Origin of the sequence: Demequina sediminis (assembly GCF_030296675.1) — a bacterium.
GTDB lineage: Bacteria > Actinomycetota > Actinomycetes > Actinomycetales > Demequinaceae > Demequina > Demequina sediminis.
Genome location: NZ_AP027736.1, coordinates 2,082,554 through 2,096,876 on the forward strand (window position 1 = coordinate 2,082,554; position 14,323 = coordinate 2,096,876).

General features: G+C 71.5%; 14 protein-coding genes and 1 pseudogene. 6 read left to right on the forward strand and 9 right to left on the reverse strand.

Features of this window, described 5'->3' with window-relative positions; all coding sequences use genetic code 11:
* Positions 1-58: 58 nt before the first annotated feature.
* From trxA to QUE44_RS10690, 7 genes and pseudogenes are all read right to left on the reverse strand, one after another.
* Positions 59-361 (reverse strand): thioredoxin, encoded by a 303-nt coding sequence (gene trxA / locus QUE44_RS10660; protein WP_286216752.1) that lies wholly within the window; start codon positions 359-361, stop codon positions 59-61.
* Positions 362-424: 63 nt separating this feature from the next.
* Positions 425-1,393: pseudogene (trxB, locus tag QUE44_RS10665) on the reverse strand (thioredoxin-disulfide reductase); the annotation flags it as partial.
* Positions 1,394-1,474: 81 nt separating this feature from the next.
* A complete protein-coding gene (locus tag QUE44_RS10670; RefSeq protein WP_286214504.1) occupies positions 1,475-2,797 on the reverse strand; it encodes a protein kinase family protein in 1,323 nt (440 codons plus the stop codon).
* A gap of 48 nt (positions 2,798-2,845) precedes the next feature.
* The gene (locus QUE44_RS10675) at positions 2,846-3,814 is read right to left on the reverse strand and encodes a lipid II flippase MurJ (protein ID WP_286214506.1); all 969 of its coding nucleotides are present in this window, start codon (positions 3,812-3,814) and stop codon (positions 2,846-2,848) included.
* The gene (gene murJ / locus QUE44_RS10680; protein ID WP_286214508.1) at positions 3,712-4,461 is read right to left on the reverse strand and encodes a murein biosynthesis integral membrane protein MurJ; all 750 of its coding nucleotides are present in this window, start codon (positions 4,459-4,461) and stop codon (positions 3,712-3,714) included. Before murJ ends, QUE44_RS10675 begins: the two co-directional genes overlap by 103 nt.
* Positions 4,462-4,513: 52 nt before the next feature.
* A complete protein-coding gene (locus tag QUE44_RS10685) occupies positions 4,514-6,499 on the reverse strand; it encodes a DUF6049 family protein (protein ID WP_286214510.1) in 1,986 nt (661 codons plus the stop codon).
* Positions 6,496-6,828 carry an NUDIX hydrolase gene (locus tag QUE44_RS10690; RefSeq protein ID WP_350226830.1) on the reverse strand — a complete coding sequence of 111 codons (333 nt, stop codon included), beginning with the start codon at positions 6,826-6,828 and terminating at the stop codon, positions 6,496-6,498. Before QUE44_RS10690 ends, QUE44_RS10685 begins: the two co-directional genes overlap by 4 nt.
* A gap of 281 nt (positions 6,829-7,109) precedes the next feature.
* Here QUE44_RS10690 and QUE44_RS10695 point away from each other — a divergent pair, with 281 nt between their 5' ends.
* Positions 7,110-8,573 (forward strand): CCA tRNA nucleotidyltransferase, encoded by a 1,464-nt coding sequence (locus tag QUE44_RS10695; RefSeq protein WP_286214511.1) that lies wholly within the window; start codon positions 7,110-7,112, stop codon positions 8,571-8,573.
* An 8-nt stretch (positions 8,574-8,581) separates the two neighbouring features.
* Here QUE44_RS10695 and ald read toward each other — a convergent pair whose 3' ends face one another.
* Positions 8,582-9,670: an alanine dehydrogenase gene (gene ald / locus QUE44_RS10700; protein WP_286214512.1), complete on the reverse strand. Its 1,089-nt coding sequence runs from the start codon at positions 9,668-9,670 to the stop codon at positions 8,582-8,584.
* A gap of 126 nt (positions 9,671-9,796) precedes the next feature.
* Between ald and QUE44_RS10705 the strand changes: the two genes are divergently transcribed.
* Positions 9,797-10,327, forward strand: a complete 531-nt coding sequence (locus tag QUE44_RS10705) for an Lrp/AsnC family transcriptional regulator (protein WP_286214513.1) — start codon at positions 9,797-9,799, stop codon at positions 10,325-10,327.
* Between the two features lie 28 nt (positions 10,328-10,355).
* Here the strand turns inward: QUE44_RS10705 and QUE44_RS10710 are convergent, their stop codons facing one another.
* Entirely contained in the window at positions 10,356-11,639 is a 1,284-nt protein-coding gene (locus tag QUE44_RS10710; RefSeq protein ID WP_286214514.1) for an MFS transporter, read from the reverse strand.
* Between the two features lie 95 nt (positions 11,640-11,734).
* On the opposite strand from QUE44_RS10710, the gene QUE44_RS10715 reads away from it, so the two are divergent.
* The 4 genes from QUE44_RS10715 to QUE44_RS10730 are packed head-to-tail and all read left to right on the forward strand — an operon-like array spanning position 11,735 to position 14,298.
* Complete coding sequence (locus tag QUE44_RS10715) at positions 11,735-13,114, forward strand: acyltransferase family protein (protein ID WP_286214515.1); 1,380 nt, start codon at positions 11,735-11,737, stop codon at positions 13,112-13,114.
* Complete coding sequence (locus QUE44_RS10720) at positions 13,111-13,377, forward strand: DUF805 domain-containing protein (protein WP_286214516.1); 267 nt, start codon at positions 13,111-13,113, stop codon at positions 13,375-13,377. The genes QUE44_RS10715 and QUE44_RS10720 overlap by 4 nt, the downstream gene beginning before the upstream one ends.
* Positions 13,347-13,562 (forward strand): DUF805 domain-containing protein, encoded by a 216-nt coding sequence (locus QUE44_RS10725; RefSeq protein ID WP_286214517.1) that lies wholly within the window; start codon positions 13,347-13,349, stop codon positions 13,560-13,562. Before QUE44_RS10720 ends, QUE44_RS10725 begins: the two co-directional genes overlap by 31 nt.
* Before the next feature lie 58 nt (positions 13,563-13,620).
* Positions 13,621-14,298 (forward strand): NAD(P)H-binding protein, encoded by a 678-nt coding sequence (locus tag QUE44_RS10730; RefSeq protein ID WP_286214519.1) that lies wholly within the window; start codon positions 13,621-13,623, stop codon positions 14,296-14,298.
* Positions 14,299-14,323: the final 25 nt, after the last annotated feature.

Consider the following 14,323-nt stretch of genomic DNA (forward strand, 5'->3'; position numbering starts at 1 on the left):
GGGGGTCCAGCCATCACGCGCCTGGACCCCCGTGCTGCAAGACGATGCTTGGGTCGGGTTAGGCGAGGACCTCGTCGAACAGTGCGGAGAGCGCGGGCTTCGGGCGAGCGCCCACCACGGACTTCACGACCTCGCCGCCCTTGAAGAAGCTCATGGTCGGGATCGAGGTGACGCCGTAGGCCATCGCGAGCTGCGGGTTGGCGTCGGTGTCCACCTTGACCACCTTGAGGCGGCCCGCGTACTCCTCGGCGAGCTCGTCAAGGAGAGGGGCGACCGCGCGGCACGGTCCGCACCACGTCGCCCAGAAGTCGACCACGACAGGGACGTCCGAGGCGAGCACCTCCGCCTGGAACGTGTCCACGGTGGCGGCGACGGGGACCGCCGGCAGCGCGGCCGCGGGCGACTCGACGGGAGCCGTGACGGCCTCGACCGCGTCCGGAGCCTCCTGGGACGCACGTGCTGCCTCGCGCGCGTCGAGGTAGTGCTGGGCGTCGAGGGCGGCGGCGCAGCCCGAGCCGGCGGCGGTGATGGCCTGGCGGTAGCGGTTGTCGACCAGGTCACCACACGCGAACACACCCTCCACGTTGGTCGCGGTGGTCCGTCCGATGACCTGGACGTAGCCCTCGCTGTCGGTGTCGACCTGTCCCTTGACCAGCTCGGAGCGAGGATCGTGACCGATCGCGACAAACAATCCCGTCGCGGCCAGCGTCGACTCCTCACCACTCACACGGTTACGGATCCGCACACCCTCGAGCTTCACGTCACCATCAAGGCCAATGACCTCGGAGTTCCACACGAACTCAATCTTCGGATCCGCCACAGCACGATCCGCCATGATCTTCGACGCCCGCAACTCATCCCTGCGATGCACCAGATACACCTTCGCCGCGAACCGGGTCAGGAACGTCGCCTCCTCCACCGCGGAGTCCCCACCACCGACGACCACGACCGTCTGGTCACGGAAGAAGAACCCATCACACGTGGCACACCACGACACACCCTTACCACTGAGACGCTTCTCATCATCCAGACCGAGCTCCTTATACGCCGACCCAGTCGCGAGAATCACCGCGGCAGCCGTGTACTCACCCGACATGCCCGTCACCACACGCTTCACGTCACCGGCAAGATCCAGCTCCGTCACATCATCGAAGAGCACCTCGGCACCAAAACGCTCCGCCTGAGCCTGCAACGTCTCCATCAACTCAGGACCCTGCACACCCTCCACAAACCCAGGAAAGTTCTCCACCTCGGTCGTATTCATCAACGCCCCACCAGCCGTCACCGACCCCGCCACCACCAACGGCGCCAACCCCGCACGCGCCGCATAAATAGCCGCCGTATACCCGGCAGGACCAGAACCGACAATGATGAGGTTGCGCGTTTCGCTCACGGTTGTTCCTTGTGTGATGGGGCGCCGAGCCCGGCCGGGACGGCGTTACATGAACAGATGGTAGGGGTCCGATGTTCCCGCTCAGTCAGCGGCGGGATCGACCGGGCGCGGCTGGATGGTGCGGGCGGGTTCGATCACGATGCTGTCGCTCAGCGGCTGAGCCAGCCAGGCCAAGGCGACGAACACCGCGAGCACGATTCCGGCGACGGCGAGAGTCATGACCACGCGCGAGCCGTTCAGGGGGCCGCCGGACTCCGCACGCACACGGGCGCGCTCGAGGCTGTGGGTGATCGGGGCCGAGGCGGGCCAGCGTCGGTGCAGCGCCTCGAGCACCAGCTCCCAGGTGCCGCGCTCGCGCACCCGGTTCTGGTCGGCCACCATGATCTCGAGGGTGTCGAAGGCGGCCTCGTGCTTGTCCGCCGGTCGCGAGTGCGTGCCCGGAAGTGGTGTCTCCGCGACCTCCGCGGCCTCGTCGTGCGCCGCCGACCGCATCGTCTCCTGCAACTGAGGGTCGGCAAGCGCCTCCGCGGCCTCTTCCTCGGCGGCTAAGCGCGCCGCTTCGAGCGTCTCCGAGGCGATCAGTTGGCGCGACGCCTCGAGGCGCTCGGCCTCCTCCTGCGCGAGTCGGGCCGCCTCGCGCGCCGCCTGTGCCTCGTGCTCGCTCTCGAGGCGCGGGATCCACCGCAGCGTCTCGACGGCGGCCGTGAAGCCCACGAGCGCGCGTGCGTCGAAGGGGGACAGGGCGTCGATGAGGGCACCAAGCGTGGTCGGCGGCGCGCCCGTGAGGACATCGAGGGCCACGGCGCGACCCGCGGCAGGCATGCCGTCCGGGAGGTCGTCGGCCGTCGACTCGCCGCGGTCGAGACCCGTGAGCGCGCGCACCAGGATCTCGCCCAGGGCGCGCGAGTCTGCCTCCTCCGAGGCCTGCTCGACGATCCCGGCCTGCGCACCGGCCTCGCCATCCACGCCGACCCCGGCGACCACCACGCGGCCGCGCTCCGTCACCGTGATGCAGCCGGGGCGCACGAATCCGTGCGTGAGGCCCTCCGCCTTGGCCGCGGCGAGCGCGCGTGCGGCGCCGCCCACGATCGCCATCGCGCGCCGGGGATCGATGCGTCGCGTCGCAAGCACCTCGTCGAGGGTGACGCCGGGCACGTGCTCGATCGCCACGTACGTGACCGGGCGGCCCTCGACGGTGTCCCGTCCCGTCGCGACGATGCGTGCGAGACGGGGGTCGCGCAGGCGCGAGGCCCGCGTCGCGACCTTGCGCACCGCGCCGGCCGACACGAGGTGAACGATGTCCACCACCGTGAGTCGATCGAGCCGCCCGTCGTGTGCGAGGTGCCGCTCGATGCCCGGGATATCGTGATTGACCTCCTCGAGCAGGGTGAAACGCGCACCCAAGACCCTGCCCTCTTGCACCTGTTCCGCACCCCCGACGTATCGCTACGCCTATCGTACGGTGCGCCTCAGACGTCGAAGGAGCGGTGCCACCAGTTCCTGGGCCTCGGGCACCTTGAGGAGGCGCAGCAGCGCCCAGTAGGCGACCCCCATCACGGGGATGAGCACCGCAACCGTGCCGATCGACATGACCAGCCTCGCGACCCGGTCGCCCGACTCCGCCGCCGGGATGAGGCGCATCAGCCACCAGCCGAGCGCTCCGGTCGCGATTGCCGCCGCGGTCGCGCGCGCGATGACGCTGAGGGTGCGCGTGCCGCCCAGGCCGCCGATGCGGCGCCTGACGCCGTTGGCGCGGAGCACCACACCCACCACGTTGGACAGGCTCAGGGCGAGCGCGACGCCCGCGGTCCACCACGCGAATGGCAGCGTCTCGCGCAGGAGGAACATGCCTCCCACCCACGCGATCGTGACGGGAATCTGGATGAAGAAGACTGCTCGCCCGTCCTCGAGCGCGAAGAAGACGCGCTTGAACACCGAGAGCAGCCCCAGCGGGGCCGCGCCGAGCGCGAGGGCCATGAGCACGTAGGCGACCGACTGCACCTCCGCCTCCGGCTGTGCGGGCAGCGCGATGCGCGTGAGTGCGGGCGCGAGGGCGACGAACACGGCGGTCGACCACAGACCGAAGACAGTGACCATGCGCAGCCCGCGCTGCGTGGTCGCGCGCAGCGTCGCGAGGTCCCCCGCGGCAGCGTGCCTTGCCATCGGCGTCGCGAGCGCCGTGACGAGCGAGACCGTGACGATCGAGTGCGGCACGAGGTAGAGCATCATCGCGTTGAAGTAGGCCGCGTTGCCGGCGATGTCCACGGCGTTGAGGTCCTCGGCCGCGGCGCTCGCGGCGGACGCGACCCTGGTCGCCATCACCACGCCGACCTGGTCGAGGAGCACCGCGCCGAGCGCCCAGCCGGCGACGCTCGTGATGCCGCGGAGCTCTCCTTGGGGCCCTTCCAGACCGGAGCCCACCGGTAGCCTCCGCGTCGCAGCGGCCAAATGAGAATGAGTGCCTGCGCCGCGATGCCGAGCGTCGCGGTCCCGGCGAGGAGCGCGATGCGGGCGGCGGACCAGTCGGGCTCGACGACGTCCGCGTCGAGGGCGTAGCCGCCGTAGATCGCGAGATACGCGACGAGTCCGGCGATCGACACCACGTTGTTGAGCACGGGCGCCCACATGTACGGCCCGAACTGCTCCTTGGCGTTGAGTACCTGGCCCAGGATCGTGTAGACGCTGTAGAAGAACAGCTGCGGGATGCACCAGAACGCGAATCCGATCGCGAGCTGGCGCTGCGCGACGGACCAGTCCTGCGTGTACATCACGACGAACACGGGCGCTGCGATGGTGAACAGCACCGTGACCGCGAGCGAACCCGCCACGCCGAGCGTGACGATTCTGTCGACCGTGCGCTTGCCGTCCTCGCGGCGGAAGGCCCGCACGATCTGCGGCACGAGCACCGCGTTGAGGACGCCCGCCGCGATGACGGCGTAGAGGGCGTTGGGGATCTTGTTCGCGACGTCGTATGCGTTGCCTGCCACCGTGTTGACCGCGATGGCGGCGGCAAGCAGGGCGTTGCGCGCAAAGCCCAGTCCGCGCGAGACCAGCGTGCCGGACGCCATCACGAGCGTGTGCCGCCGCAGCGATCCGCGGGGGCCTCCGGCGAGTCGGTGGTCACGGCAGGGCCTCGCCGCCGGTCGCCTCCAGCGGGTCCGGCCGCGGGCCGGTGCGGGTCTCCTTGCGGCCTCGGCGAATCGTGCGCACGACGCCCATGACGAGGAGCAACACGAGCCCGGCCGTGAAGAAGGCGGTCATCGCCGTTCCCCAGTCCGCCCGTACCCGCACGCTCATGCTCACCGGGGCGCCGATCGCCGTGCCGTCGGGGTTGCGCAGCACGATGGTCGCGTTGACGTTCGCGGAGGACACCGCCTCGACCTCGACGGGCACCGCCATGCTGGACCCCGCAGGGATCGTAACGGTGGGGGCGTCCCTCACCTGCAGGTTGGGTGCGAACGACGTCATGTCGACCGTGACGGTGGCGTCCACGTCGAGATCGTTGCGCACGGTGACGGGGACGCTGCCGCTGTCGGCGATGAAGTTCACGTCCGAGCCCGCCGCGACCGTCAGCGCGCCGAGCGTCTGGTCGACCGCCGCGGTGGACTGTGTCACGCGCAGACCGCGAATTTGAGGTTGGTCGCGCAGCGATGTGGCGAGCGGCGACAGCAGGGTACGGCCTCCCGGATTGAGGATCGCGGACGGGTCCTGCGCGGTGAGCGACAGGTCCCCGAGCCGGGCGAGCCTGCGCGCCAGTCCGGTAATGGTCGCCGCGTCGAGGTCCCCGTCCTCGTCCACCACGGTGGGGAGGACCGTGCGCGGCCCGGCGCCCTCCGCGAGCTCCGCGACGGAGATGGGATCCACAAACTCGGCGGTCATGAGCGCGGAGAGCGCGATGGCGGACTCGGGGCCGGTGGGTGCCCAGTCGGCGCCGGTCCACGCGAGCACCGGTCCGTCCGACTCGGCGGCGGTGAGCGCGCCGGTGGCGACCGCCGCGCCGACTCCGCCGGGGCGTGTCGATCCGATCCCGGAGATGCTATCGGAGAGGACCTCGTCGGGGGTCAGCACGGAGAGGATCCCGTCGCCCACGGCGACCGTCTGGACGGTCCGCACCGCGGCATCGTCCCCCTCGGATCCTGTGACCACGAGGGCGCTCGCGCCCTTCGCCGCGGCGAGCTCGGCGGTGGGGGTGTCGGCATGGGCGACGTGAGCGATCCACGGCAGGTCCGTGAGGGGGCTCGAGCCTCCCCGCACGCGCGACAGGGCGAAGTCGAGCAGGGTCTCCTCGCCGGCATGGGCGAGCGACACGAGGTCGGGGTCGCCGGCGGGGATGGCCATGACGTCGCGATCCGCCATGTCGAGGCTGCTCTTGCCCAGGTCCGAGAGCGCCGTGGTGTCGATCGCGAGCGTGACGCCGGGGATGTCGGAGGCGGCGGTGATCGCGCGCACCCGCGCGCTGATGCCCGTCGCGGTCGCGAGCGTGGCGAGCTCGAGGCGCGGCATGGACGCATCGATCCAGGTCACGGCTCCGCTGAGCAGCACGCGCGTCTCCTGGTCGGTCACGAGCACCACCTCGACGCCGTGCACCGCCCACGTGTCGGGGGCGAACGGAAGGTCCGCGGCGGCGGCGGTCACCGAGACCGTGGCGGAGCCGCCCGGCGCGAGGCGGTGGACCGTCTCGGGCTCGACCTCGCCGTCCTCCGGCGCCACCGGGGTGCCCGCGGCGGGAGGCAGGGTGAGCGAGATGCCCACGTTCGCGGCGCCGACCGTTGTCATCCGCGGTCGCGAGCCTGCGAGGAAGGCGTCGAGGGCCCCGAGGTCGCCCAGTGGTGCGTTCGTCACGCGCATCTCGACGCGCGCGTCGTCAAGCGGCACGGAGTCCTCGTTGTGGACCGTCGCGATCGACGTCATCGACTCGCCCGCCCGCACCGTGGGCGAGGGATCCGACTCGATCGAGGCCACCAGGGTCGCCGGGGTGTCCGTCGGTGCGGCCGTGGCTACCCCGACGGGCGCGGCCACGCCGAGGATCACGAGGGCGGCGGCGCCCGCGAGGGCGCGGCGCAGGCGGGAGGGAAGTAGTGCGGTCGTGCGCATGGGTCGGGTCACGGAGCAATCGCGAGGAGACGGGCGGCCGCCTGGGCCATCTTCCGCTCATTGGGATAGGCGAGCTCGCGCATGAGGTCGGCCACCGCGATCCAGCGCGCCACCTCCGCCTCATGATCGGGGTCTTTGTCCGTGGTGATGATGCCCGCGCGCGCCTCGAGAAGGTAGTGGTGGACTACCTTGTGCACGCGGCGATCATCGCCCGTGAACCAGTAGTCGATCACGCCCAGCGGCTGAATGATCTCGGCATCGATTCCCGTCTCCTCCGCGACCTCGCGCACCGCAGCGATCTCGGGAGTCTCCCCTCCTCGATGTGACCCTTCGGCAGGCACCACTCGAGGCGGCCCGCGCGGTTGCGGCGCCCGATGCACGCGGCGTATGCGATCCCGTCCTCGACGCGCACCGCGATTCCTCCCGCGGAGGTCTCGTTGCTCACCGGCAGGTGAGGCGTGCGGTGGGCGGCGGTCTCGCGTCGCTGGCGGGCCGGCACACCCGTGGGCGGCATCGGCACCGGGCCGGGACGCGGGACGGGCGGCGTGGGCATGGCCCAACTCTAACGACCCCGCAGAGGGCCCGAGGGAGGCGGGCCGCGCCCGTCTGGGACACTGGACCGGTGACAGACCACCCCGCCGCCTCCCCCTCGCTCGACGTGCTGCGCCGCCGCGCGGTCGGATTGTGGGCCGCGCTGCCCGCCGACATCACGCGCCTCGCCGAGTCCTTCGCGGCCGCGGGTCACGAGCTCGCGCTCGTCGGCGGACCCGTGCGCGACGCCTTCCTGGGGCGCTCGAGTGCGGACCTCGACTTCGCGACGTCCGCCCATCCCGACCAGATCGAGGCGCTGTTGCGGGGCTGGACGCGCTCGACGTGGGACATGGGTCGCGAGTTCGGGACGATCGGCGGGCGCAGGGGCGACGTGGTCGTCGAGATCACCACGTATCGCGCCGACGAGTACGACGGCGCGACGCGCAAGCCGGTGGTCGCGTTCGGCGACTCCCTCGAGGGCGACCTCGCGCGGCGCGACTTCACCGTCAACGCGATGGCGGTGCGGCTGCCGTCGCTCGAGTTCGTCGACCCCTACGGGGGCCTCGAGGATCTCGCGGGCGGGCTGCTGCGCACCCCCATCGACCCGCACGTGTCCTTTGGAGACGATCCCCTGCGCATGATGAGGGCGGCGCGCTTCGCGTCGCAGTTGCGCTTCGACATCGAGCCGGCGACGTTCGCTGCGATGGCGGCGATGAGCGAGCGGATCGCGATCGTGTCCGCCGAGCGCGTGCGCGACGAGCTCACCAAGCTGCTGCTGGGCGGGGACGTGCGCGCGGGCCTCGCGGCGCTCGTGGACTCGGGGCTCGCGGAGCGCGTCCTTCCCGAGCTGCCCGCGCTGCGCCTCGAGGTGGACGAGCACCACCATCACAAGGACGTCTACGACCACACGCTCACGGTGGTCGAGCAGGCGATCGATCTCGAGACCGGCCCCGACGGACCGGTGCCAGGTCCGGACCTGATCCTGCGCCTCGCGGCGCTGCTCCACGACATCGGCAAGCCGCCCACGCGCCGCCTCGAGCCGGGCGGGGGCGTGAGCTTCCATCACCACGAGATCGTGGGCGCCAAGATGACCGCCCGCCGTCTCAAGGAACTGCGCTTCGACAAGGACACCGTCAAGGCCGTCCAACACCTGGTCTCCCTGCACCTGCGCTTCCACGGATACGCGGATGCGCGGTGGTCGGATTCCGCGGTCCGCCGCTACGTGGTCGACGCGGGGGACCAACTGGAGCGGCTGCACCGGCTCACGCGCGCCGACGTCACGACCCGCAACCGCCGCAAGGCCGACCGGCTGTCGTTCGCGTACGACGACCTCGAGCACCGCATCGCTGAGCTGCGCGAGCAGGAGGAGGTCGACGCGATCCGTCCCGATCTCGACGGCACGCGCATCATGGAGATCCTGGGGCTTGCTCCGGGCCGCGCGGTGGGCGAGGCCTACCGCCACATGCTGGAGCTACGCATGGAGCACGGACCGCTCGATCCCGAGCGCGCCGAGGCCGAGCTCAAGGCCTGGTGGGCGGCCCGCCAGTCTTCCTGACGACGCCCTCACCCCACGAGGTGAGGGAACGTGGCCGCCGTCTCCGCGTGGACGATGCTCCCTCCCGTGGTCGCGAGTCCCGCCGCGAGCGCGGGGTCGGCCGCGCAGGCTGCCTCCCAGCCCAGGCTGGCCAAGCGCACCGCATACGGCAAGGTCGCGTTCGTGAGCGCGAGTGTCGACGTGCGTCCGACCGCGCCCGGCATGTTGGCGACGCAATAGAACGTGGTCTGTTCGACCGCGTAGGTGGGCTCGGCGTGAGTGGTCGGACGCGAGTCCTCGAAGCAGCCACCCTGGTCGATCGCGACGTCGACCAGCACCGCGCCCGCGCGCATCCGCGACACGAGTTCGCGGGTGACGAGCCGCGGGGCCCGCGCGCCCGTCACGAGCACCGCGCCGATCACCAGGTCAGACTCCGTGACGGCCTCCTCGATCGCCGCCGCGCTCGACGCGACGGTGCGCACGCGGCCGCCGTACAGGTCGTCCAGGTGGCGCAGCCGGGGCACCGACAGGTCGAGCACCGTCACCTCCGCGCCCATACCCACGGCCTGCGACACGGCGTTGGCGCCCGCGACCCCCGCCCCGATCACGGTGACGGTCGCGGGCCGCACCCCGGGCACGCCGGGCAGCAGCACCCCGCGCCCGCCCTGCGGACTCATGAGGTGGTACGCCCCCACCATCGTCGCCATGCGACCGGCCACCTCGCTCATGGGGGCGAGCAGCGGAAGCGAGCCGTCGGCCAGGGTGACGGTCTCGTAGGCGATCGCGGTGGTGCCTGACTCGGCGAGCGCACGCGTGAGCGGCTCGTTGGCCGCCAGGTGGAGGTAGGTGAAGAGCAACAGGCCAGCGCGCAGGTACCCGTACTCGGCCGGCACCGGCTCCTTGACCTTGATCACCATGTCCGCGCCCCACGCGTCGGCGGCCGTGCCGAGCCTCGCGCCGGCGAGCGCGTAGTGGTCGTCGGCGAAGGCCGACCCGAGCCCCGCGCCCGTCTCGACCACCACCTCGTGGCCCGCCGCGACAAGCTCGCGCACCCCGCCCGGGGTCGCGCCCACACGACGCTCGTTGTCCTTCACCTCTGCCGGAATCCCAATCAGCATGGCCCCACCCCTCTCGGCGCTTCGCGCACCTTCTTCATCGGACACCTGCAATTCTTGGAGGAAGTTCCCGTCACACAAGCAAACTCGAACACATATGGCCATAGTGCGCGAAAGGGCGAAGAATCGATGACCGTGACCCCTCAGGGCGGCCCCGCGCCGAAGCCTGTTCGACTCGACGACCTCGACGAGCGCATCGTCTGGGAACTCATGCGCGACGCCCGCATCCCCAACGCCGCACTCGCGGCGCGGCTTCACGTGGCGCCGTCGACCACGCACGCGCGTGTCAAGGCGCTGCGGGAGGCGGGCATCATCCGCTCGTCCCATGTCGAGATCGACTACGCCGCGCTGGGACTCGACGTCCAGGGGATCGTCTCGGTCCGGCTGCGCGCGCAGGCGCGACCCCAGATCAAGAGCTACGCCTCGAAGGTGATCCAGCTTCCCAACGTGCTCTCGGTGTTCTTCGTGGGAGGCACCATCGACTTCCTCATCCACGTCGCGTGCGTGTCGACCGCGCAGCTGCGCGACTTCGTCGCGACGGAACTCAGCATGGATCCGGTGGTCGCCTCGACCGAGACCAACATCGTCTTTGACCACCTGATCGGCCAGGAGCACCTGGGCTCGGGCGGCCTCGCGGCCATGCGCGGCCCCATTCGCTAGGGACGATGTCCGGGGCGAGCGCGGTGGGTCAGGCGGGGGTGCGCGGGGCCTGCACGAACAGCGCGGCGACCGCGAGATAGGCGACGGCCAGCCCCGCCATCACCAGCGACGAGTACCCCGAGGCAGGCAGCACCACCGCCGCGATCGCCGCGCTCGCGATGAACGCCACGTTGTACGCCATGTCGTAGAGGGTGAAGGCGCGGCCGCGGTACTCGTCGGCGGTGTCGCGCTGCACGATCGTGTCGACGGCGATCTTCGCGGCCTGCACCGCGAGGCTGACAACGACGGCCGCCGCGAGTAGCGCCCACCGGGCCGAGGTCGCGGCGAGCAGTGACTGTCCCGCCGCTCCCACCACGAGCGCTCCCGCGATCCACCGGTGCGGACCCACGCGGGGCGCGAGCCACGGCGTGACGACCGCCGCGAGACCAAACCCCACCGCGGCGAAGCCCAGCACCACGGTGAACGCGCCCAGCGACTGCTCGGGACGGTCGGGGTCGCCCAGCAGGTGGCGCGAGATGAGGATCGACGCCACGAACATCACGCCGTACAGCAGCCGCTGCGCCGCCATCACCGCCAACGCGTGGAACGGCGTGACGCGGGCCCGCAGGTAGCGCACGCCCTCGCCGAGTTCCCGGCCCAGCGCCGCGATCTGCGCGCGCACATGCAGCGCGTCGAGCGGATGCAGCGGGCCCAGCTCCCTGCGACCCAGCAGCGTCGCGGCCCACGAGGCGAGCGCGAACGCCACGCACGCCGCCGTGAGCGAGGCCAGCGCGAGCGACGAGTCCGTCGCGGAGGGGGCCACGAATGTCACGACGCCGCCGATTCCGGCCCCGACCGCCGCGGCCACCGTGCCGAGCGTGGGCATGATCGCGTTCGCCGCGAGGAGTTCGTCGCGCGGAACCACGTTCGCGATGCCGGCGGACATCGCCGCAAGGAGGAAGCGGTTGACGGACAGCGTGAGCAGCGCGAGGCCGTAGAGCGACCACAGCGGGCCGTCGAGCATGAGCACCGCGATGATCCCGAGCCCCAGCCCGACGCGCACCAGGTTCCCGACCAGCAGGATCCGCTGCCGCTGCCACCGGTCGATGAGAGGCCCCACGAACGGCCCGATCAGCGTGAAGGGCGCGAGCAGGGTCGCGAAGCCGACCGCGATCTCTTGAGGCGTCGCGGCCTGCGTCGGATCGAAGAAGAACGCGGTCGCGATCCCCACCTGGAACATCCCGTCCCCGCCTTGCGACAGCAGGCGCGAGTAGGTGAGGCGGCGGAACCCGCGCGCGCGCCACAGGCGGGCGAGGTCGCGGGCCAGCGTCATGGGCTCAGACTAGGGGGCGACGGCTCCCATGCAGGGACGATGCCGTGCGTGGTGGCGCCGCGGCGCGCTCCCTCCCGCTCGCTAGCATCGGGGTCATGGGGGACATGACGGTGGCCGCGGCGGTGGCGGCGACGCCCGACACGCGAGACCGCTTCGTTGATCTGGTGCGCGTTGGATCACTCGTGGGCGTGGTGCTGGGCCACTTCGCGATGGCGGCGGTGACGCTCGACCACGCGACAGGGACGGTCGACATCGCCAACGTGCTCGAGTCCGCGCCGTGGACGCGGCCGCTCACGCTCGTGTTCCAGGTGATGCCGCTGTTCTTCGTGGTGGGCGGCTTCGCTCACGCCGTGGCGTGGGTGTCGCTGCGGCGCCGGGGCGGGGGATACGCCGACTTCGTGCACGCGCGCATCGGCCGCCTCATTCGGCCGACGCTGGTGTTTGTGTCCGTGTGGATGGCGGCGGCGGTGGTCATCGAAACCGTGTGGGGCGACTCTCCCGCGACCGGCCCGCTGCTGCAGATCGCGGGCCAGCTGCTGTGGTTCATCGGCATCTACCTCATCGCGGCGGCGTTCGCCCCGGCCCTGCACGCGGCCCATCGGCGGTGGGGCGGGTGGGTGATCGCGGTTCTCATGCTCGCCGCGATCGCGGTCGATGCGGCACGCCTCGCGGGTGGGGTCGACGGGGTGAAGTGGCTGAACTTCGCGTTCGTGTGGCTCGCGATTCATCAGCTGGGCTTCTTCTATGCGGACGGCGTCGCCGACCGCTGGGGTCCCCGCCGGCTCGGGGCGACGATGCTCGCCGTGGGCACGCTTGCCGTCGCGGCGCTCGTGGCATGGGGGCCGTACGGGCTGTCCATGGTGTCGTACGAGGGCGAGGAGCTGTCGAACCTCGCGCCGCCCACGGTCGCGCTGTTGGCCTTCGGCGTCGCACAGGCGGGGGTGGCGCTGCTCGTGCGCGGGCCGGTGCGGCGGGCGCTCGCGCAGCGGCGCGTGTGGGCCGTGGTGGTGGCGGGCGGCGCGGTGGCGATGACGGCCTTCTTGTGGCACTTCACCGCCTTGGTCGCGATCTATGCCGCCCTGTGGGTCGCGGGGGTGGACCTCGAGGCGGACCCGACCACGGCATCGTTCTGGTGGACCAAGCTCGCGCTCCTGCCGGTCTTCCTCGTTGTGGTGGCGGGCCTCGTGGCCGCATGGCGGCGCTTCGACCGCCCCCCGCGGCGGGACGGGCTCGTCGGGGTTGGTCGCGCGCGAGCCGCCGTGGCGGCGCTCGCGGTCGCGTGCGCGATTGTCGGCATGCTCGCGTTCGCCGTGGTGGGATTCCGTGGCGCGGCGAGCGGCTACGTGGGCCGGCTCGTGGGACTGCCCGTCACGGCCTGGGCCGCCCTGGGGCTGACCGTCGCGGCCGCGGTGCTTGCGGAGGCGGCGGTGAGGCGCGTGAGTAGAGTGGCGGAGGCAGAGGGGAGCCAAGGATGACCTTTGGCGAGGCGGTGTCGACGTGCCTGCGTGCGTACGCGGGCATCCGTGGGCGCGCCCGCCGCAGCGAGTTCTGGTGGTTCCAGCTCTTCGCCGCGGTGCTGTGGCTGCCCACCGTCGCCACGTTCTCGCTGCTGTGGGGCGCGGCCTTCGAGGGCTCTCTCGCCCCCGCCGAGGATCCCGCAATCAACCCCGATGCCGTCGGGTGGGGGCACTCACCGGCGCGTTCGGCGTGGTGGTGGTCTACCTCGTGGTGGTCGTGATCCCGAGCCTGTCCGTCTGGGCGCGCAGGCTCCATGACACGGGCATGAGCTCGGCGTGGATCCTGCTGTCGGTGGTGGGTCTGGGGATCATCCCGCTCATCATGGCGATTCCCCAGGGCCAACCCGGCGCCAACAAGTACGGCCCCGATCCACGCGTGCATTCCCGAGTGGCGGCGGGCCGCTAGTTCGCGAGGGGCCGATGCCCCGGTTGCGACCCGTGGACGGGCGCGCCAGGGTGGAGGTATGAGCATCCCGCAACGCGTCGCCATCGTCGGCGGGCACGGCAAGGTCGCCCGCCGGCTCATTCCGATCCTGCTGCACCGCGGCCACGAGGTAGTCGCGCTCGCGCGCCGGGACGACCAGTTGAGCGCGCTGTCCGCGCTGGGAGCCCATGCCCGCCGTCTCGACATCGAGGCCGCCACCGAGGCGGACTTCGCGGCGGCCTTCGGGGGCTGCGAGGCGGTGGTGTTCGCGGCGGGCGGCGGGCCGGACGGCAACATCGACCGCAAGCGCACCGTGGACCTCGAGGGTTCGCTCAAGTCGATCGCGGCGGCCAAGCGGCGGCGCATCAGGAGGTTCGTGCAGGTGTCGGCGATCGGGGTGGACGTCGATCCGGACCCGGAGCGGGGCGAGGTGTGGGCGGCCTACGTGCGCGCCAAGCGTGAGGCCGACGCCGCGCTGAGGGAGTCGGGCCTGGCCTGGACCATCCTGCGGCCCGGCTCACTGACGGACGGGCCGGGGACGGGATGCATCACGATCGGTGAGACGGTGCCGCATCACTCGATTCCGCGCGTCGACGTCGCGCAGACCGTCGCCTCGTGCCTGTCGCGCCCCGCGACGGCGGGCCATCAGTGGGAGATCGTCACGGGCCCGCAGCCCATCGGCGCCGTGCTGGATCGGTTGACGGCCGCGTCTTCCTGAGGTCACCCCCGGCGCGCCCGCCCCG